Source organism: Salinibacterium sp. 10G20-15 (assembly GCF_057365065.1).
On record NZ_CP195118.1, the window covers coordinates 1,107,056 to 1,125,578 of the forward strand.

The 18,523-nt window shown below is 60.9% G+C and carries 20 protein-coding genes; 17 read left to right on the forward strand and 3 right to left on the reverse strand.

What is annotated here, in order from left to right:
• Positions 1–2 precede the first annotated feature (2 nt).
• The 10 genes from ACR3YK_RS05290 to ACR3YK_RS05335 all read left to right on the forward strand — a co-directional run bounded on the left by ACR3YK_RS05290 (position 3) and on the right by ACR3YK_RS05335 (position 8,202).
• Positions 3–512: a single-stranded DNA-binding protein gene (locus ACR3YK_RS05290; RefSeq protein ID WP_100387797.1), complete on the forward strand. Its 510-nt coding sequence runs from the start codon at positions 3–5 to the stop codon at positions 510–512.
• A gap of 42 nt (positions 513–554) precedes the next feature.
• Positions 555–818 (forward strand): 30S ribosomal protein S18, encoded by a 264-nt coding sequence (rpsR, locus tag ACR3YK_RS05295; protein ID WP_009773575.1) that lies wholly within the window; start codon positions 555–557, stop codon positions 816–818.
• Between the two features lie 12 nt (positions 819–830).
• The gene (gene rplI, locus ACR3YK_RS05300; protein WP_486176165.1) at positions 831–1,283 is read left to right on the forward strand and encodes a 50S ribosomal protein L9; all 453 of its coding nucleotides are present in this window, start codon (positions 831–833) and stop codon (positions 1,281–1,283) included.
• A 396-nt stretch (positions 1,284–1,679) separates the two neighbouring features.
• Positions 1,680–3,068 carry a replicative DNA helicase gene (dnaB, locus tag ACR3YK_RS05305; RefSeq protein ID WP_486176166.1) on the forward strand — a complete coding sequence of 463 codons (1,389 nt, stop codon included), beginning with the start codon at positions 1,680–1,682 and terminating at the stop codon, positions 3,066–3,068.
• A 72-nt stretch (positions 3,069–3,140) separates the two neighbouring features.
• Positions 3,141–3,788 carry a hypothetical protein gene (locus ACR3YK_RS05310; protein ID WP_486176167.1) on the forward strand — a complete coding sequence of 216 codons (648 nt, stop codon included), beginning with the start codon at positions 3,141–3,143 and terminating at the stop codon, positions 3,786–3,788.
• Positions 3,785–4,030 carry an FXYD domain-containing ion transport regulator gene (locus tag ACR3YK_RS05315; protein ID WP_100387801.1) on the forward strand — a complete coding sequence of 82 codons (246 nt, stop codon included), beginning with the start codon at positions 3,785–3,787 and terminating at the stop codon, positions 4,028–4,030. The genes ACR3YK_RS05310 and ACR3YK_RS05315 overlap by 4 nt, the downstream gene beginning before the upstream one ends.
• Before the next feature lie 312 nt (positions 4,031–4,342).
• Positions 4,343–5,326 carry a siderophore ABC transporter substrate-binding protein gene (locus tag ACR3YK_RS05320; RefSeq protein WP_486176168.1) on the forward strand — a complete coding sequence of 328 codons (984 nt, stop codon included), beginning with the start codon at positions 4,343–4,345 and terminating at the stop codon, positions 5,324–5,326.
• A 92-nt stretch (positions 5,327–5,418) separates the two neighbouring features.
• Positions 5,419–6,405 (forward strand): ABC transporter permease, encoded by a 987-nt coding sequence (locus ACR3YK_RS05325; protein WP_486176169.1) that lies wholly within the window; start codon positions 5,419–5,421, stop codon positions 6,403–6,405.
• Between the two features lie 4 nt (positions 6,406–6,409).
• Entirely contained in the window at positions 6,410–7,450 is a 1,041-nt protein-coding gene (locus ACR3YK_RS05330; protein WP_486176170.1) for an iron chelate uptake ABC transporter family permease subunit, read from the forward strand.
• On the forward strand, positions 7,447–8,202 hold the full coding sequence (locus ACR3YK_RS05335; protein ID WP_486176171.1) for an iron ABC transporter ATP-binding protein: 756 nt from the start codon (positions 7,447–7,449) through the stop codon (positions 8,200–8,202). Before ACR3YK_RS05330 ends, ACR3YK_RS05335 begins: the two co-directional genes overlap by 4 nt.
• Positions 8,203–8,523: 321 nt before the next feature.
• Here ACR3YK_RS05335 and purB read toward each other — a convergent pair whose 3' ends face one another.
• Complete coding sequence (gene purB / locus ACR3YK_RS05340; protein WP_486176172.1) at positions 8,524–9,915, reverse strand: adenylosuccinate lyase; 1,392 nt, start codon at positions 9,913–9,915, stop codon at positions 8,524–8,526.
• An 8-nt stretch (positions 9,916–9,923) separates the two neighbouring features.
• Positions 9,924–10,454 (reverse strand): low molecular weight protein-tyrosine-phosphatase, encoded by a 531-nt coding sequence (locus ACR3YK_RS05345; protein WP_486176173.1) that lies wholly within the window; start codon positions 10,452–10,454, stop codon positions 9,924–9,926.
• A gap of 125 nt (positions 10,455–10,579) precedes the next feature.
• On the opposite strand from ACR3YK_RS05345, the gene ACR3YK_RS05350 reads away from it, so the two are divergent.
• Together ACR3YK_RS05350 and ACR3YK_RS05355 are read left to right on the forward strand one after the other, a co-directional pair.
• Complete coding sequence (locus ACR3YK_RS05350; RefSeq protein ID WP_486176174.1) at positions 10,580–10,840, forward strand: hypothetical protein; 261 nt, start codon at positions 10,580–10,582, stop codon at positions 10,838–10,840.
• A gap of 49 nt (positions 10,841–10,889) precedes the next feature.
• Entirely contained in the window at positions 10,890–12,260 is a 1,371-nt protein-coding gene (locus tag ACR3YK_RS05355; protein WP_486176375.1) for an alpha/beta hydrolase family protein, read from the forward strand.
• Here the strand turns inward: ACR3YK_RS05355 and ACR3YK_RS05360 are convergent.
• Positions 12,257–12,652 (reverse strand): phage holin family protein, encoded by a 396-nt coding sequence (locus ACR3YK_RS05360; protein WP_486176175.1) that lies wholly within the window; start codon positions 12,650–12,652, stop codon positions 12,257–12,259. The two genes, ACR3YK_RS05355 and ACR3YK_RS05360, sit on opposite strands and share 4 nt — an antisense overlap.
• Before the next feature lie 62 nt (positions 12,653–12,714).
• On the opposite strand from ACR3YK_RS05360, the gene ACR3YK_RS05365 reads away from it, so the two are divergent.
• The 5 genes from ACR3YK_RS05365 (at position 12,715) to ACR3YK_RS05385 (ending at position 18,521) form a co-directional block, all read left to right on the forward strand.
• A complete protein-coding gene (locus ACR3YK_RS05365; RefSeq protein WP_486176176.1) occupies positions 12,715–13,785 on the forward strand; it encodes a histidinol-phosphate transaminase in 1,071 nt (356 codons plus the stop codon).
• Positions 13,786–13,809: 24 nt separating this feature from the next.
• Positions 13,810–14,925, forward strand: a complete 1,116-nt coding sequence (locus ACR3YK_RS05370) for a thiamine pyrophosphate-dependent dehydrogenase E1 component subunit alpha (protein WP_486176177.1) — start codon at positions 13,810–13,812, stop codon at positions 14,923–14,925.
• Positions 14,925–15,902 carry an alpha-ketoacid dehydrogenase subunit beta gene (locus tag ACR3YK_RS05375; RefSeq protein ID WP_486176178.1) on the forward strand — a complete coding sequence of 326 codons (978 nt, stop codon included), beginning with the start codon at positions 14,925–14,927 and terminating at the stop codon, positions 15,900–15,902. The genes ACR3YK_RS05370 and ACR3YK_RS05375 overlap by 1 nt, the downstream gene beginning before the upstream one ends.
• Positions 15,903–15,916: 14 nt before the next feature.
• Positions 15,917–17,311 carry a dihydrolipoamide acetyltransferase family protein gene (locus ACR3YK_RS05380; protein WP_486176179.1) on the forward strand — a complete coding sequence of 465 codons (1,395 nt, stop codon included), beginning with the start codon at positions 15,917–15,919 and terminating at the stop codon, positions 17,309–17,311.
• Positions 17,312–17,381: 70 nt separating this feature from the next.
• On the forward strand, positions 17,382–18,521 hold the full coding sequence (locus ACR3YK_RS05385) for an AI-2E family transporter (protein ID WP_486176180.1): 1,140 nt from the start codon (positions 17,382–17,384) through the stop codon (positions 18,519–18,521).
• Positions 18,522–18,523 lie beyond the last annotated feature (2 nt).

Here is an 18,523-nt window from a genome sequence, read left to right on the forward strand (position 1 = left end):
CCGTGGCCGGCGAAACAGTCATTACGGTCGTGGGAAACCTCACGGCAGATCCCGAACTGCGTTACACGCAGGGTGGACTTGCCGTAGCTAACTTCACCATTGCCTCTACGCCGCGCACCTTCGATCGAGCATCCAACGAGTGGAAAGACGGAGAAGCACTATTCCTCCGCGCTTCCTGCTGGCGTGAATTCGCCGAGCACGTTGCCAGCTCACTGACAAAGGGAACCCGCGTCGTTGCGCAGGGTCGCCTTCGTCAGCGTTCCTACGAAACCAAAGAGGGCGAGAAGCGCACGAGCATGGAACTGGAGATCGACGAAATCGGTCCCAGCCTCCGCTATGCGACGACGCAGATCACCCGCGCCCCCCGTGACAGCTCAGCTCCTCGCGGAGTTCAGCAGAATAACGGCGGCGGCCAGTCAAACGAAGAGCCGTGGGCAGCTAGCGCTCCCGCAGCATCCTCGGGCGACGTGTGGAACACCCCTGGCAACTACTCCGACGAGACGCCTTTCTAGGCCCTCGGCGCTCAGTCTTAAATACAGAAAGAAGTAACACTCATGGCAGGAAAGAGCAGCGGCGACCGCCGCAAGCCCATCCGCAAAGGCAAGGACGGCAAGAACGCCGCACCAGCCAAGTCGATCCGCGTAGGCGTCATCGACTACAAGGATGTCGCAACGCTTCGTAAGTTCATCTCCGAGCGTGGAAAGATCCGCGCTCGTCGTATCACCGGTGTTTCCGTTCAGGAGCAGCGTCTCATCGCCACGGCCGTCAAGAACGCCCGTGAGATGGCATTGCTGCCCTACGCCGGCGCAGGCCGTTAAGGAGCCACCGACATGTCAAAGCTCATCCTCACTCACGAAGTGACCGGTCTCGGCGCGCCTGGCGACGTCGTAGATGTAAAGAACGGCTTCGCTCGTAACTACCTCATCCCCCAGGGCTTCGCCGTGGCGTGGACTCGCGGTGGCGAAAAGCAGGTTGAATCCATCAAGGCAGCACGCGCATCGCGCGAGCACGCCACTCTTGAAGAAGCGCAGGACCTCAAGGCTCGCCTCCAGGCGACCAAGGTCAAGCTCACCGTGACCGCTGGTCAGGGTGGACGCCTGTTCGGTTCGGTTAAGCCCGCACACGTAGCGGATGCTGTTTCCGCTGCAGGACTTGGCGACATCGACAAGCGCAAGATCGAGATCACTTCGGCGATCAAGGTTGTTGGAGATCACGAAGCGACGATTCGTCTGCGCGACGACATCGTTGCGACGATCACCCTCCAGGTGGTTGCTAGCAAGTAACTGTTCGAGAACGAGGACGACGGGCCGCTTGGCTCGTCGTCCTTGTGTTTTAAGGCCCGTTGTCAAGGGTTTTGTGCACAGGATTAAGAAAAATGCGGAACCCTCAAGCAGGACTTTAGGTCGGTTTCTGCACACCGTGTGTGAAAAATAAAAATGCAGGTCAAGGGCTGTTTATCACGATAACCGGCCGTGCTTTACACAGGACTTTCCACAGCTTGTTCACACGACGCTCGGCGTTTCGCTGGAGTTGTGCACAAGGTTATCCACAGCCCCAGTTGTGGGTGATTGATTCTCGTTCGTAAGGTGAAGCAGCCGTGAAGCGGAACTCGCTCTGAAGCTGTCCCGAGTGTCGGGGGCTGCCCGTATAACTGGGGTTGTCCCACTAGGAGGAAAACTATGTCGATTGCGCATCTTGGCCTTGCTGGCGACGATCGCCAATCGGGCGAATCTCGCGGCGGTTCGCGAGGCGATCGTGTCCCCCCGCACGACCTTCTGGCTGAGCAAAGCGCGATTGGCGGAATGCTCCTGAGCAAGGATGCCGTTGCTGACGTTATCGAGACCGTGCGTGGTATCGACTTCTACGTTCCCAAGCACGAAACCATCTTCAACGCCGTACTCACTCTTTACTCGCACGGTGAACCAACGGACGTCATTGCGGTCACCGACGAGCTCACCAAAACGGGTGAACTCTCGCGTGCCGGCGGGGTCGAGTACCTGCATACTCTGACAGGCCTCGTTCCTACTGCGGCCAATGCTGGCTTCTACGCAACCATCGTTACGGAGAAAGCGGTACTGCGTCGCCTCGTGGAGGCAGGCACCCGCATCGTTCAGATGGGGTACGCCAGCGAAGGTGAAGTTCTCGACCTCGTCAACAACGCTCAGGCGGAGATCTACTCGGTCACCGGTGGCGTAGAGACCGAAGACTATGTTCCTCTCACGATGGCGGTCGAAAGCGCCATCGATGAGATTGAGGCAGCGCGCGGCCGTGATGGCCAGATGATCGGTGTTCCCACCGGGTTCTCTGAGCTTGATGAACTCACCAACGGACTACACCCGGGTCAGTTGATCATCTTGGCCGCACGACCAGCTATTGGTAAGTCGACTCTTGGCTTGGACTTTGCTCGCGCAGCATCCATTCATAACGACATGCCCTCAATCGTGTTCTCGCTCGAAATGGGTCGAAGCGAGATTGCTATGCGTTTGTTGTCGGCCGAAGCCAGCGTTCCTCTGCAGCACATGCGTAAGGGATCGGTGCACGCCAACGACTGGACCACGATCGCCCAGACGCGTGGTCGCATCAACGACGCGCCCCTGTATATCGATGACAGCCCCAACATGACCCTGGTAGAGATTCGCGCCAAGTGTCGTCGGCTTAAACAAAAGGTCGGCCTGCGCATGGTCATCATTGACTACCTGCAGCTCATGACGAGTGGTAAAAAAGTCGAATCGCGTCAGCAAGAGGTCAGTGAGTTCTCGCGTGCTCTCAAACTTCTTGCCAAGGAACTCGAAGTTCCGGTTATCGCAATCTCACAGCTGAACCGTGGTCCTGAGCAGCGAGCCGACAAGAAGCCTGCGCTCTCCGACCTTCGTGAATCAGGATCGCTCGAGCAAGACGCCGACATGGTGATCCTGCTGCACCGCGAAAGCGCCTACGAAGCGGATAGTCCTCGCGCCGGTGAGGCTGACCTGATTATTGCCAAGCATCGTAACGGACCGACACGCACCGTCACCGTGGGCTTCCACGGTCACTTCTCGCGCTTCGTCGATCTTCCGCCCGGCTCCTAAGCCCCAGCACAAGAGATCGTTGCAAGCGGCCTAGACTAGAAGCACCCGCTTGTTCAGAAAGAAGGCGATCGCTTGACTAGTGCTCACACCGAGCCGCTGCCTGCATCTACTGCGTGGTACGTGCCCTTAGCCCGTGCGATCCCCGCGCTGATTCTCGCTATTGTCATCACATTCTCGGCTGATCATTCGTCGCGCCTCGGGCTTGTCACGCTGGCCAGCTACACGCTCATCGTCGGCGCCGTATTGTTGACCGCGAGCGTACTCTCCACGCACCGCGGAATCGGGCGCAATCTCACGATTACCCAGGGCGCCCTTTCCATCGCTACCGCCACCGCCGCCTTCATTGCGTCCAACGGCGGGCAAGCCTATTTCGTCTTCCTGCTCACCGCGTTCGCCGCGATCACCGGTTTCATTGAGCTTTATCTCGGGCTGCGCAGCCGCGGCCGCGACGCATCATCGCGCGACTGGGTTTTTGTGGGCAGCCTCACAGCCCTGCTCGCCCTGGTGGTGCTGCTCGTGCCGCCGGGATTCAGCCAACCCTTTACGGGGCCGGATGGTATCGACCGTGAGCTCACGGCATCCATCGTGGTGGTCGGAGTTCTCGGAGCCTATTGGGCCATCCTTGGTGTGTACCTAGTGATTGCTGCACTCTCCCTCAAGTGGAGCACAACCGATCATGTTGCTGTTACTGCAGCCGTGCAAGAGAAAGAGGATCAGTGACTACCCCAGACAAGCGTGACCGCACGCGCCCCGCAGAGATGCTCGGCCTCTCCGCAGTTTTCGGGCTGTTCACGGGACTGGTGGTTTTCATGGCTACCCGCGACCTAATGCTCGGCCTGATCTTTGCCGGTGTTGCCTTTATCGTGTCGCTGGTCGTTATCGCGATGCTCACGCTCGCGGTGCGCCCCGACAAGAACGAACTTCTCGATCTCGACGAACAGGATCGCGAAGCAGGGCACTAGCTCCAGCCCGCGCACCGAGCCGCACCGAGCCGCACCGTGGCGCATCGTGGCGCATCGTGCCGTGCCGTGCCGCATCGTGGCGTGCTGTGCTGTGCTGTGCTGTGCTGTGCCGAGCCGAGCCGTGGCGTGGCGTGGCGTGGCGTGGCGTGGCGAAGCCAGTTTGTCGCGCCCAAAAACTGCTGCCACGAGGGCACTTTGCCCTTTGACTCTCGGCGAACACTAAGGTTAGGCTTACCTAAGCAACACTCGCTGCAGCGGGTGTTGCCTTTTTACGCCCGACCGCTTTCGGTCATCCGAAAAACTAAGGACACCATGAACTTTTCACGAACCCGGCACGGAGTACTCGTTGGAGTACTGGCTCTCGCGCTTGCTGCCTGCAGCACCGCGACGCCTGAAGCTGCAGATTCAGACGGAGCAGAAGCATCCGTTCAGTTCGAGGACAACAACGGGAGCCAGACCGTAGCTACGCCTTTCACTTCGGTCGTTGCCACGGACAACCGCACGTTCGAGACGCTCGCCTCGTGGGGCATCGAACTTAGCGCCGCGGCCGTAGCGCTGATGCCGAGCACCATCCCCTACACTCAGGACGATTCGATCGTCGACCTCGGCAACCACGGCGAGCCTGACCTCGAGGCCGTCGTTGCCGTCCAGCCCGACGTGATCATCAACGGACAGCGGTTCTCACAGTTCCACGATGACTTCGCCAAGCTCGTGCCGGACGCTGTGATCGTTGAGCTCGACCCGCGCGAGGGGGAGCCCTTTGACGCCGAGCTCAAGCGCCAGACCACCGTTCTTGGCGAGATCTTCGGCAAGCAGGCAGAGGCCGAACAGCTGAATGCGGACTTCGACGCCGCCATCGAGCGCGTGAACGCGGCGTACAACAGCGAAGACTCCGTGATGGCTGTCATCACCTCGGGCGGAGAGATCGGTTACTCGGCTCCGAGCGTCGGACGTACCCTCGGCCCGCTCTTCGACATCTTCGACTTCACCGCGGCGCTGGACGTCGACGACAGCAGCGAAGACCACCAGGGTGACGACATCTCGGTAGAGGCAATCGCTGACTCCAACCCCGACTGGATTCTCGTCATGGACCGCGACGCCGCGATTCTCGCCGACGACCCCAGCTACGTGCAGGGCAGCGAAGTTCTTGAGAACTCCGAAGCACTCTCGGGCGTCACCGCAGTGAAGGAAAGCAACCTGGTGTACATGCCAGCCGACACGTACACGAACGAAGGCATCCAGACGTACACGGAGTTCTTCAACGCACTCGCTGACGCGCTAGAAGGAAAGAACTAGCGTCACTCACGCCGTTCGGTGCTGAAGCGTGCCTACGGGCGAACTTCAGCACCGAACGGTTCTGGCCTTCAATCAGAAACCCTCACTCACGGATGACGTCAACACTGGCCCGACGGCGGCCCGCCACCACGACCACCCTCTTCGACTGGAAACTCCTGCTCGCGACGGTGGGCGTTGTACTGCTGCTGATTGCCTCGCTGTTCACGGGTGTCTACGACATCTTCGGGGCGGATGACGGCCAGAGAATGTTTGGCATCACGCGGGTTCCGCGAACGATCGCCCTGGTGCTCGCGGGCGCCGCGATGGCGATGAGCGGCTTGGTCATGCAGCTGCTGACGCAAAACCGTTTCGTGGAACCAACCACGACGGGCACTACCGAGTGGGCAGGTCTTGGACTGCTCACCGTCATGATCCTCTTTCCGGGAGCCAGCATCCTCGCCCGTATGAGCGGTGCGGTCGTAGCCGCGTTCATCGGCACCGGAATCTTCTTCCTCTTCTTGCGCCGCGTCACGCTGCGTTCCTCGCTGATCGTGCCGATCGTCGGCATCATGCTCGGTTCGGTGGTCGGCGCCATCTCCACCTACATTGCTCTCTCGACGGACATGCTTCAGAGCCTCTCCGTGTGGTTCGCCGGCAGCTTCACCTCGGTGATGCGCGGGCAATACGAACTGCTCTGGATCGTTGCGCTCGTCGTCGTCGCGATCTTCTTGTTCGCCGACCGACTCACCGTTGCGGGGCTCGGCCAAGACATAGCGACGAACGTCGGCGTGAACTACAACCAGATCTTGCTCATCGGCACCGCGCTCATCGCAGTCGCGACCGGAGTGGTGACGGTTGTCGTGGGCAATCTGCCGTTCCTCGGCCTCATCGTTCCCAACATCGTGTCGATGTTCCGTGGCGACGACCTGCGCAGCAACCTTCCTTGGGTCTGCCTGCTGGGCATCGCGATCGTGACGGTGTGCGACATCGTCGGCCGGACGATCATCATGCCGTTCGAAGTTCCCGTGTCGCTCATCTTGGGTGTCGTGGGCGCGATCGTCTTCATTGCCCTCCTGTTGAAGCAGCGCCGTCGTGCATAGCCCCGTGGATGCGCAGGAAAGAGTGACTGTTGGCGTCGGCTCGCCCGGCGTGACGGGGCCGTTCCCCACGGTGCGGGCGCGACGCCGCTACTGGACGCTGCTCAGCATCCTGAGTGTGCTCGCTGTGGCGATCGGCTTCGGCCTGCTCGCCTGGAACAACCCGATGCCGGTGGGCACCGAAGGGTTCTGGCTCATCGCTGAGCTGCGCGCCACCAACGTGATCGTGATTGCCGTCGTGGCCTTCTGCCAAGCGATTGCAACCGTGAGTTTTCAGACGGTGACAAACAACCGGATTCTCACGCCATCCATCATGGGCTTCGAGTCGCTGTATGTGGCGGTGCAGACCTCTGCGGTGTACTTCCTGGGCATCAGCGGCATCGTCGCCCTGCAGGGTCTCCCCCAGTTCTTGCTTCAGGTCGCCCTGATGGTCGGACTCTCGCTACTGCTGTACGGCTGGTTGCTTTCCGGCAAATACGGCAACCTGCAGATCATGCTGCTCGTCGGCATCATCATTGGCGGTGGGCTGGGAGCAGTGTCGACGTTCATGCAGCGCCTGCTCACGCCCAGTGAGTTCGACATCCTGACGGCCCGCCTGTTCGGCTCCATCTCCAATGCGGATGCCAGCTACCTGCCGATCTCGCTCGTGCTCTGCCTGATAGCCGGCACCGTGCTGCTTTCGCAGGGCCGGCGCCTTAACATCATTGCGCTGGGTTCAGACACCGCCACGAATCTAGGAATCAGCTACCGCTTCGAGATCATGCGCGTGCTGTTCTTCGTATCGATTCTGATGGCTGTCTCGACGTCGCTCGTCGGCCCGATGACCTTCTTCGGGTTCTTGGTCGCCACGCTCGCCTACCAGTTCGCGGACACCTACGACCATCGCCACATCTTCCCGATCGCGGTGTTGGCCGGGTTTGTGGTGCTGGGCGGAGCGTACTTCGTGATGAAGAACCTGTTTTACGCGCAAGGAGTGGTCTCGATCATCGTTGAACTTGTCGGAGGAACCGTCTTCCTCATCGTCATTCTGAGAAAGGGCCGACTGTGATCACCCTGAACAATGTGGGCAAGAGCTACGGCCACGAAATCACCATTGGCCCCGTCGACCTCACGATTCCCGAGGGAGGCATTACCGCGCTGGTTGGCCCGAACGGTGCGGGCAAATCCACCCTGCTGACTATGATCGGTCGCTTGCTCGGAATCGACTCCGGCCACATCGAAGTCGCAGGCTACGACGTCGCCAAGACTAAGTCGAAAGACCTCGCCAAGATCATCGCGATCCTGCGGCAAGAGAATCACTTCATCGCCCGCCTCACGGTGCGTCAGCTCGTGGGGTTCAGTCGCTTTCCGTATTCGCAAGGTCGACTGACCGAAGCGGATGAGGTGGCGATCAACAACTCCATCACCTTTCTGAACCTTGAAGGCCTGCAAGACCGCTATCTTGACGAGCTCTCAGGCGGACAGCGCCAACGCGCCTACGTTGCCATGGTGCTCGCGCAAGACACCGAATACGTGCTTCTGGATGAGCCCCTCAACAACCTCGACATGAAGCATTCGGTTCAGATGATGCGCCACCTGAAGCGCGCCGCCCAAGAACTTGGCCGCACCATCATCATCGTGCTCCACGACATCAACTTCGCGGGGCACTACGCCGACCACATCTGCGCCGTCAAAGATGGCCAAGTCACCGAGTTCGGCACGCCCGCTGAGATCTTGACCGATGACGTGCTCACCCGAATCTTTGACACACCCGTTCACGTCATCGACGGCCCTAACGGTGCTCTCGCTGTGTACTACTAGCGCTGCCTCCGCACGCTTTCCGTGTGGCAAGTTCGCGTCGGCTCGACAGCAAGACGTGTGGCTTTGCTTCGGAAATTCAGGAAATCGTACGACGCGGGACTGCGTGTGCTCCTAAAACCCCTGGTGGGAGGGGCCTCAGCGGTCTTCGTCGCGAGGTTTCCTGAATTTCCGAAGGTGGCCATGGGGCAGAGCCGGGTTCGAGGGAGACGGAAGAGGCCCGGCACAGACGGAAAGCGCCGAGCGGACGCCAAGCCGTGGAAACACTAAAGGCCGGCCTTACGAAGAGACCGGCCTTCTGCGCGCGAATGCGTAGAGCGTGAACTACTTGGTGTCGCCGAGGTAGTCGACGAGCGAGCTGGCAAGGCCGACATAGGTGGCCGGCGTCAGCGCCTGCAAACGGGCTTTGGCATCCGCACCAATGTCGAGCCCTGAGATGAACTCGGTGAGGTCGACAGAGTTGATGCGCTTGCCGCGCGTGAGTTCCTTGAGGATGGCGTAGGGGTCGCTGATGGTGCTGCGGCCCGCGGTGACCTCGGCGCGAATGACCGTCTGGATGGCCTCGCCGAGGATCTCCCAGTTGCTGTCGAGATCAGCGTCGAGAGCCACCGGGTCAAGGGCGATCTCCTTGAGGCCGCGCTCGATGTTGTCGAGAGCGAGCAGCGAGTGACCGTAGGCGACGCCCACGTTGCGCTGCGTCGTGGAGTCGGTGAGGTCGCGCTGGAGTCGTGAAGTCACGAGAGTCTGAGCGAGCGACTCGAGAAGAGCGCTCGAGAGCTCGAGGTTGGCCTCAGCGTTTTCGAAGCGGATCGGGTTGATCTTGTGCGGCATTGTCGACGAACCGGTGGCGCCCGCCTGCGGAATCTGGCGGAAGTAGCCCATCGAAATGTACGACCACACGTCGGTGCAGAGGTTGTGCAGCACGCGGTTGGCGTGACTGGTGGCCTGGTACAGCTCCACTTGCCAGTCGTGCGATTCGATTTGCGTGGTCAGCGGGTTCCAGTCGAGCCCGAGGGATTCCACGAACTCCTTCGAGAGGGCTGGCCAGTTCTGCTCGGGGTCTGCAGCGAGGTGGGCGGCGAACGTGCCAGTAGCTCCGCTGAACTTGCCGAGGTAGCTGATGCCCTCAACGCGAGTCAGGATGCGGTCGAGACGGTACACGAAGACCGCGAATTCCTTACCCATAGTGGTCGGCGTCGCCGGCTGACCGTGGGTGTGAGCGAGCATCGCGTTGTCGCGCATGAGCTCGGACTGCGCGCGAAGGGCATCGATCACGGTACGGAACTTGGGCAGCCAGACTTCGCGTACGGCATCCGAAATGGTGAGCGCGTAAGAGAGGTTGTTGATGTCTTCGCTGGTGGCGGCGAAGTGAGTGAGTTCAGCGATCGCGGTGAGGCCCAGCTCGTCGAGCTTGGCGCGCACGAGGTACTCCACGGCCTTGACGTCGTGGCGGGTGGTGGCTTCGAGGCGAGCGAGTTCATCGATCTGCTCTTGGCCAAAATCGGTGGCGAAGGCGCGCAGGGCGGTGACCTGATCGGCGCTCATCGGGCTCGAACCGAACAGGCTCTTGCTCGTGAGGAAAATCAGCCATTCGACTTCAACGTGCACGCGGGCCCGGTTGAGGCCTGCCTCGGAGAGGTGCTCGCCCAGAGCCGAAACGGCGGGACGGTAGCGACCATCGAGGGGGCTCAGTGGTTGAACGGGCAACGGGCTCATGGGGCTCCCTAGTTGTTGGGGGTTGGTGCGGTGATGCCTGGCGTGATCTGTCGGAAGAGCGAACCGCAGGCTTTCTCGATCATGCCGAGCACGTGATCGAAGAGTGCGGCATCCGAGTAGTAAGGGTCGGGAACATCGATGAGAGGAGCGAGTTCGCTGTCAAAGCTCAACATGGGTTGCACCTTCGACCGGTCTTGGTCGTTGGGTGCCCACGTGCGCAGAATTCGTTCCTGTCCTCGATCAAACGCGACGATGAGGTCGAATTTGCGAAACCACTCGGGGTCGAACTGGCGGGCGCGATGCCCAGAACCATTGTAGCCGCGCGCCGCAAGGGCATCGATGGTGCGGTCGTCTGCTGGCTCGCCCACATGCCAATCGCCGGTGCCGGCGGAGGTGACGGATATGCGGTCGTCAAGGCCAGCTTGCGCAACGAGGTCTCGGAAGACCGCTTCGGCCATGGGCGACCGGCAGATGTTCCCGGTGCACACGAAACATATCGAGAACACTGTCGAGTCAGAGGCTGCTCGCTCGAAGGTCATGCTTCATTCTGTCGCAGTTTCGACTCCTCAACAGGGGTGGCCGCTGGATTCTCATCCCCGATACCTACTGGCAACCCGTCTGTCGACGGGAGTTTGGCGAGAGTTGTCACGGCGAAAGGCGACCAATGGACACAACTCTCGAGGCGACGGCGCGTGCCGCGCTCGACTTTCAAGCACAACAACTCCGAATGATCAGCGAACGACTGAACTACGTCGGAGCACTCTTGCCTGCTGGCGGAGTGGACTGGCGCGGACCAGCGCAACAGCTGTTCGACAGCCAGGTGGTGCATTTGCACCGCGACTTGGCGCGGGCACGCACCCTCATCGAGACCGCAGAAAACCGAACAGTGATGGCACGTCAGCAGCTTGGTTCCTATGTCGGATGACTTGATCATCTCGGGCGGAGGTACCAGGCACTCGGTTTCCACCGAGGAAATGTTCGTGAGTGCCGACCAGCTTCAACGAGCAGCCGACATGACCCGCGATATAGCGTGTGCCATTCAAATGGTGGATGCACGGCTCGCCAGTCAACAACTGGTGTCTCTCGGGATTCCGAGCGCGGCGATGCTCGCCGAAGACGATCTCGACTTCGCGTATGCCAACCTTCAGCGGGTTGTCCGACGGGCAGAGCTCTTGAGCTGGCAAGTGAGAACGGCCGCTCAGGGCTATGGGATGGCCGAAATCTTTGCGCAAGATCTCTCCCGTAGAGTCGCGGCGGATGCTGCAGCCCTGCTCGGGTTTCTCTTTCCCAAGCACCTCGTGGCTTTTGCGCTCGCCACCACGGCGGTCCCCTTCGTGATCGGATTGGCAGCTGCAGCATTCGTCACCGGGCGCTCTCCGGCCGAGATCTTGGCCAGCGAGAAATTCACAACCGCACTCAACGAGCTCATCACCGACCCCGCGTTCGTCATGGCCGTACGTGCCGGGGTCATGAACGTTGATGAGTTCATATTGGGCGCAGCAGGCCTGCCACCCGTACTCGTCAACGCCTTGAGTGCGGCCGGGGTTATCGGCCTTCCTACAGCGGCGAGAGGGGTTCGGCAGCTGGGAGGGGTTACGAGACTGCTGAACGAGACGCCCGTCGCGCTTGTGGGTACAAGTGACACGACTCGTGTGCAACCTGCACAATCTGCCCTCGAAAGGACCAACCGGATCCCCCAACCCACACCCGATGAGCCGTTTCAAGTGCGGATCGAAACGACGTCGTCACCGGGGGAGCCTGACTCGTTCGAAGTTTACATCTCGGGCACCGTTGAGTTCGCTTTTGCTGGATCCGAGGAGCCGTTTGACGGCACAAGCAACCTCAGTAATGCGGCAAAACAAGAGGCAGCCGCGACTGCGGCCGTTATCACCGCAATGAAGGAGGCCGGCGTTACTGCTGAAAGCCCCGTAAGCGTGACGGGTCACTCACAAGGAGCGGCGATTGCTGCCCTTATCGCAGAATCGGGTGAGTACAACGTCACCGCGCTATTTGCCCTCGGCGGAAACACCGGCCAGATCTCGATTCCCGACAAGGTGAACGCGGTCATCGTGGAGCATAAGGATGACATCGTCCCTGCGGCCGGAGGGCTACAAGATAACCACCATGCGGTGCTCGTGACACGAGAAGCTTTCGAGGACCGACCGTTGCCAGAAGGAGTCCCCGTGCCGGCGCATCAACTCGTCGAATACCGAGAGACAGCTCGTCTCATGGACGAAGAAAACGATGAGGTTCTTCGAGACGCGATCGCGAACCTCACTCCCCCGGCCCCTGCTGGAGCTGTAACCACCGTGACAAGTTACGAGTTCGAGCGGGTGCAGCCCTAGTGGCGCTTACCGACGATCGGGCGAATCAAGATGCCGATGAACCAGCTGATGAGACCGAGCACGAAAGCGCCGAGTACGCCCCACCAGAAGCCATTGACGACAAGTCCGAAGCCGAACAGGCTCGAGATCCAGCTCGTGAGCAGAAGCAGCAGGCCATTCACCACAAGTGCGAGCAGGCCGAGAGTCAGGACATACAGCGGGAAGGCAACGATACGAATGAGGTTGCCCAGCACTCCATTAACGATTCCGAAGACAGCCGCGACGAGTAAGAACGTCAGCACAACCTCAAGAGTTCCTCCGGGCGAAAAAGGCACAATCTCGACCCCGGCGACGACCACCGTAGTCAGCCACAAAGCAAGAGCATTGATCAGCAAGCGCACGATGATTCTCATGCGTTAACTATGCACCCCGAATTTAGGAAGCCGCAATGCTTGCTCGCCTCTAGGCTGGTGACGTGACCAGCAACCGTGTACAGCTCCGCCCCGAAATCGCCGCCATCGTGCCCTACCGTCAAGGCGCGCCCGCCGCAGCGGATGCCTTCAAGCTGTCTTCCAACGAAAACCCCCACGAGCCCTTGCCCTCAGTGCTGGCGCAACTCTCCACGCACACGATCAACCGTTACCCCGACGCCTCCGCCCTCGAATTGCGCACGCAGCTGGCAGAACGTTTTGGCGTCACCGCCGACAGTGTTCAAGTGGGAGCTGGTTCCGTTGCCGTGCTCGCCCAACTCGTCAGCGCTGCCGCAGCCCCGGGTGACGACGTTATCTACGCCTGGCGCAGCTTCGAGGCGTACCCGCTGCTGGTTTCCTCGGCAGGCGCCACGAGCGTGCAGGTCGCGAACCAGGCCGACCACCGACACGACCTTGCCGCCATGAGTGCCGCAATTACGGCATCCACTCGCGTGGTGATCGTCTGCAGCCCCAACAACCCCACCAGCACTGTGGTTACGGATGCCGAATTCCGTGAATTCATGGCCACCGTTCCCGAGAACGTCCTTGTCGTTCTCGACGAGGCCTACCGCGAATTTGTGACAGACCCCGAAGCCGTGCGGGGAGAAACCCTCGTGGGTCAGTACCCCAACCTTGTACTGCTGCGTACCTTCTCCAAGGCCTACGGCCTCGCCGGCCTCCGAATCGGGTACGCCATTGGCCCCGAGTATGTGATGGATGCGGCGCGCGCGGTAGCGATTCCGCTCTCGGTCACGGAGCTTGCTCAGAAAGCTGCCACCGCATCCCTCGAACATGAAAATGAATTGTTAGAGCGCGTCAGCCGTATTAACGAGGTACGCGAGCAGATCGTGGCAGGGCTTCGCGAGCAGGGTTGGGCGGTACCAACGCCCAACGGCAACTTCGTGTGGTTGCCCACTGGGGCAGCAACCGACTGGGCTGCAGAGGTTTTTCGTAGCCACGGCATCGTCGTTCGAGCCCTCGGCGAGGGCCTACGAATCAGCGTTGGCGAAGCCGAATCTGTGGAGAAACTCCTAAGAGCAGCCCAAGAGGTTGTCGCTTCGCAGAAAACGAATTGAGCCAAGCCGCGTTAGATTAGTCGAATGTCTTATACCGCCGCGACGGTTCAGCTGCTGTCTCCCGAGGGCACGCTCGTTCACAGCGATGCCAGCGAACAGTATCTTCCGTATGTAGACAAGCTCAGTGACGACGCTCTTCAAGAGTTTCACCGCCACATGGTGGTGATGCGCCGCTTCGACATCGAGGCCGCCAATCTGCAGCGTCAAGGTCAACTTGCCCTCTGGGTGCCGAGTCACGGCCAAGAGGCTGCTCAAGTGGGTTCGGCGCTCGCGGCAAAGCCGCAAGACCACATCTTTCCCTCATACCGCGAGCATGTCATCGCCCTTATGCGCGGCGTAGACCCGATTACCATCCTCGCGATGTTCCGCGGACTCAGCCACGGTGGCTGGAATCCGAAAGAACACGACAACTTCCACCTCTACACGCTCGTCATTGGTTCTCAGACTTTGCACGCCACGGGCTATGCGATGGGCATGGGTCTCGACGGCCGCAGCGGAACCGGCGACCCTGAGAAGGACGCCGCCGTGATGGTCTACTTCGGCGACGGCTCCACAAGCCAGGGTGATGTGAGCGAAGCAATGGTCTTTGCGGCCAGCTACCAAACCCCTCAGGTCTTCTTCTTGCAGAACAACCACTGGGCGATCTCGGTTCCCGTGTCACGCCAGTCGCGCACCCCGCTCTACCTGCGCGGCGAAGGCTTCGGCATTCCGAGCGTTCAAATCGACGGCAACGACGTTCTTGCGAGCTTCGCCGTAACCCAGGCGAACTTGGATGCTGCCCGCTCCGGCACGGGACCGCGCTTCATTGAGGCCCTCACCTATCGCATGGGTGCCCACACCACGAGCGACGACCCCTCGAAGTACCGCGACAACAGTGAGCTCGAGTTTTGGACGCAGCGTGACCCCATTACTCGCTTCGAAACGTATTTGCGGGGCCGCGGCGCGAGCCAAAGCTTCTTCGACGAGATCGCGGCCGAAGGCGACGACTTAGCCGCCGACATCCGTAAGCGCGTTCTTGAGCTTCCGGTGCCGGCTTCGTCAACGCTCTTCGACCACGTCTACTCCGACCCTCACCCCGTGATGGATGCGCAGCGCCAAGCGCTCGCAGACTTCGAAGCATCGTTTGAGGAGGGCAACTAATGGCGGAAACCATGACAATGGCGAAGGCCCTCAACGAGGGGCTGCGTGCCGCTATGAGCGCCAACGACCGGGTTCTCTTGACGGGCGAAGACATCGGACCGCTCGGCGGCGTCTTCCGTGTCACTGAGGGTCTGCAGGCCGAATTCGGCGACAAGCGGGTTCTCGACACTCCGCTGGCTGAGTCCGGCATCGTGGGCACGGCGATCGGGTTGGCGATGAGCGGATTTCGCCCCGTGTGCGAGATCCAGTTCGACGGTTTTATCTTTCCCGGCTTCGACCAGATCACGTCGCAATTGGCCAAGCTGACCGCGCGCCACGAGGGCGCGCTGCAGATGCCTGTCGTGATCCGGGTTCCCTACGGTGGCCACATTGGCGCGGTTGAGCATCACCAAGAGAGCCCGGAGGCGTACTTTGCGCACACCGCCGGTCTTCGCTTGCTGAGCCCCGCCACACCCCACGACGCGTACTGGATGATCCAAGAAGCGATCGCCAGTAACGACCCTGTGATGTTCTTTGAGCCGAAGTCGCGCTACTGGCAGAAGGGTGAGGTCGACCGCGGGTCGCCCGGTATCGCTACCCATGCCAGCCGGGTGGTTCGCGAGGGCACAGAAGTGACGCTCGTCGGGCACGGCGCTATCGTCTCCACCCTGCTGCAGGCGGCAGAACTCGCTGCTGAAGAGGGCACGAGCATCGAGGTTGTTGACCTTCGATCGCTCTCCCCCATCGATTACGACCCGATTGTGGCATCCGCCCAGAAAACAGGCCGCGTCGTTGTTGCTCAAGAGGCCCCGGGGAATGTCAGCGTGGGCTCCGAGGTTGCCGCCACGGTAACCGAGCGCGCGTTCTACTCACTCGAAGCCCCCGTGCTGCGGGTGAGTGGCTACGACCTCCCGTTCCCTCCCGCCAAGCTGGAATCCGTGTACTTGCCCAGTGTTGACCGCATCTTGGATGCTGTTGACCGGGCATTGGCTTACTGACGAAGGAGGCCCCCGTGGCCGTATCTGAATTTCCTCTCCCCGATGTGGGCGAGGGGCTGACTGAAGCCGAGATCGTCTCCTGGAAGGTTGCGCCCGGTGACGAGATCACCGTCAACCAAGTGCTCGTCGAGATCGAGACTGCGAAGTCGCTCGTCGAGCTGCCCTCGCCGTTCGCCGGCACCGTGCAGAAGCTGCTGGTGGAGGAGGGCGCGACCGTCGAAGTCGGCACCCCGATCATCAGCGTGCAGTCTGTCGGGGGTTCGGTTGAGCTGACCGCACCGGGCTCGGGCGAAGACGAAAGCCACGGCATGATGTCCGATGTCGGCACGGAGAGCGGTGCAGCAGATGACACTGCCGCTGCTGTTGCTGACACGGCATCCACCATTGCTAACGAAGAGGACAAGCCCGGAGCCGTGCTCGTGGGCTACGGCACCGGCGGACACGTGAACTCACGTCGCCGCAAGGGTGGGCAATCGGCCAAAGCTGAGACAACCGCCGTGCCTGCTGCGACTAAGCCGCGTCCGGCATCCGTGCCTGCGTCGTTTGCTAGCCCGATCATTGCCAAGCCGCCGATTCGCAAGCTGGCCAAGGATCTTGGGGTTGAACTCGCTGAGGTTGCCGCCACCGGTCTCGCTGGCGAGACCACGCGCGAAGATGTGATTCGTCATGCGTCGCAGGCGAGTGTGTTCCGTAACATCGAAACTCCCGCGTGGGGCGACGAGCGCGAAGAGCGCATTCCGGTGAAGGGTGTGCGCAAGGCCATCGCTAAAGCCATGGTGCACAGTGCCTTCACCGCTCCGCATGTGAGCGTCTTCACCGACGTGGATGCCACGCGAACCATGGAGTTCGTGAAGCGCCTCAAGAACTCCCCCGACTTCGCTGGCGTGCGCGTGAGCCCGCTGCTGATCATGGCTAAGGCCGTGAACTGGGCGGTGCGCCGCAACCCCACCGTGAACTCCAGCTGGACCGACAAGGAGATCATCGTTCACCACTACGTGAACCTCGGTATTGCCGCCGCAACCCCGCGCGGTCTCATCGTGCCGAACATCAAGGATGCTCAAGACTTGAGCCTCTTCGATCTCGCTAAGGCCCTTGAACAGCTCACGCTCACCGCGCGCGATGGCAAGACGCAGCCCGCGGAAATGGCGAACGGCACGATCACGATCACCAACATCGGTTCGTACGGCATGGATACGGGTACGCCGATCATCAACCCGGGCGAGGCTGCGATTGTGGCTCTTGGCTCGATCAAGCAGAAGCCGTGGGTTGTCGACGGCGAGGTACGCGCCCGCTACGTGACGACCGTGAGCGCAAGCTTCGACCACCGCATCGTTGATGGGGATGTCGCTAGCCGTTTTGTCGCTGACCTCGCGAGTGTGCTCGAAGAGCCTGCACTGCTGCTCGACTAACAAGCGAGCGTTCGCCACTAGCGAGTCGATGCTGCACCGGATTTGGTGCAGCTGTCGGTAGTCTGGCGGCATGGTCACGAAGAAGAAGTCGCCTGCAGCGGCGTCTGCATCCGAAGCGAAGCGCCCCGGAATTCACGAACTGTGGACCGACCGCTTAGGCGCCTGGTCCATTCGGGCGCTGCAAGTTCTCCTGCTGCTCACGCTCGTTTCGGTGATCGTCTTTGCACTCACGCAGATCAAGCTCGTCGTCATACCGGTACTGATCGCGCTGATCTTTGCTGCAGCCGCGAGCCCGATTGTGGTGTGGCTGCGCCGCCGTGGTGTGGGCCGAGCGCTGTCCACGTGGATCGCTTTGCTGGGCGGGATCGCCCTATTGGGTGGTCTCATCACCGCTGTGGTCTTCGCGGTTGAGGACCAGTGGTCGCAGTTGTCGGCGTCAGCGGTCGAAGGGTTTGAGCAGCTCAAGGACTTTGCGCTCGATGGACCTTTCCCGATTGATCAGACCGCTCTCGACGACGCATGGAACGCCGGCATTGACTTCGTCACAAGTGCCACGTTCGGCCTGGGCGCTATCCAAGGCGTCTCCGCAGCGGCTCAAGTCGTCACCGGCATTCTGCTTGGTTTCGTGATTCTCTTTTTCTTTCTCAAAGACGGCGATCGCATTTGGGAGTTCTTCCTGCGCCCCATGACGGGTGAGCGCCTTGAGCGTGGCCACCGTATCGGGCACACCGCTGTGCGCACTCTCGGTGGTTATGTGCGGGGCACCGCAACGGTCGCCGCGGTTGACGCAATCGGGATCGGTATTGGACTTGCGATCTTGCAGGTACCGCTCGCGTTGCCTCTTTCGGTGATCGTCTTTTTGGGGGCGTTCATTCCTCTCGTCGGCGCGACCGTCGCCGGCATTTTGGCCGCCGTTGTCGCTCTCGTCACTAACGGTTGGGTCGTCGCGCTCATCGTTCTGGGCATCGTTGTGTTGGTCAATCAGCTTGAGGGCAACTTCCTCCAGCCGGTCGTCATGGCTCAGTCTTTGAGCATCCACCCACTGGTGATCTTGGTGGCGTTGACCGCGGGAACAATCTTGGGCGGAATCGTGGGGGCCGTGTTGGCCGTGCCGATTGCCGCGGTGGGGTGGGCGATTCTCAAGACGTGGGACGAGAAGGGCCACACGCCCAACCTTGAACCCGCCGCGCCTCAATCGAGAAAGAAGTAGCG

Coding starts and splice junctions, on each gene's coding strand:
- rpsR (WP_009773575.1), top strand. CDS start 555: ATGGCAGGAAAGAGCAGCGGCGACCGCCGCAAGCCCATCCGCAAAGGC.
- rplI (WP_486176165.1), top strand. CDS start 831: ATGTCAAAGCTCATCCTCACTCACGAAGTGACCGGTCTCGGCGCGCCT.
- dnaB (WP_486176166.1), top strand. CDS start 1,680: ATGTCGATTGCGCATCTTGGCCTTGCTGGCGACGATCGCCAATCGGGC.
- ACR3YK_RS05320 (WP_486176168.1), top strand. CDS start 4,343: ATGAACTTTTCACGAACCCGGCACGGAGTACTCGTTGGAGTACTGGCT.
- ACR3YK_RS05325 (WP_486176169.1), top strand. CDS start 5,419: ATGACGTCAACACTGGCCCGACGGCGGCCCGCCACCACGACCACCCTC.
- purB (WP_486176172.1), bottom strand. CDS start 9,915: ATGAGCCCGTTGCCCGTTCAACCACTGAGCCCCCTCGATGGTCGCTAC.
- ACR3YK_RS05345 (WP_486176173.1), bottom strand. CDS start 10,454: ATGACCTTCGAGCGAGCAGCCTCTGACTCGACAGTGTTCTCGATATGT.
- ACR3YK_RS05350 (WP_486176174.1), top strand. CDS start 10,580: ATGGACACAACTCTCGAGGCGACGGCGCGTGCCGCGCTCGACTTTCAA.
- ACR3YK_RS05355 (WP_486176375.1), top strand. CDS start 10,890: ATGTTCGTGAGTGCCGACCAGCTTCAACGAGCAGCCGACATGACCCGC.
- ACR3YK_RS05360 (WP_486176175.1), bottom strand. CDS start 12,652: ATGAGAATCATCGTGCGCTTGCTGATCAATGCTCTTGCTTTGTGGCTG.
- ACR3YK_RS05370 (WP_486176177.1), top strand. CDS start 13,810: ATGTCTTATACCGCCGCGACGGTTCAGCTGCTGTCTCCCGAGGGCACG.
- ACR3YK_RS05375 (WP_486176178.1), top strand. CDS start 14,925: ATGGCGGAAACCATGACAATGGCGAAGGCCCTCAACGAGGGGCTGCGT.
- ACR3YK_RS05385 (WP_486176180.1), top strand. CDS start 17,382: ATGGTCACGAAGAAGAAGTCGCCTGCAGCGGCGTCTGCATCCGAAGCG.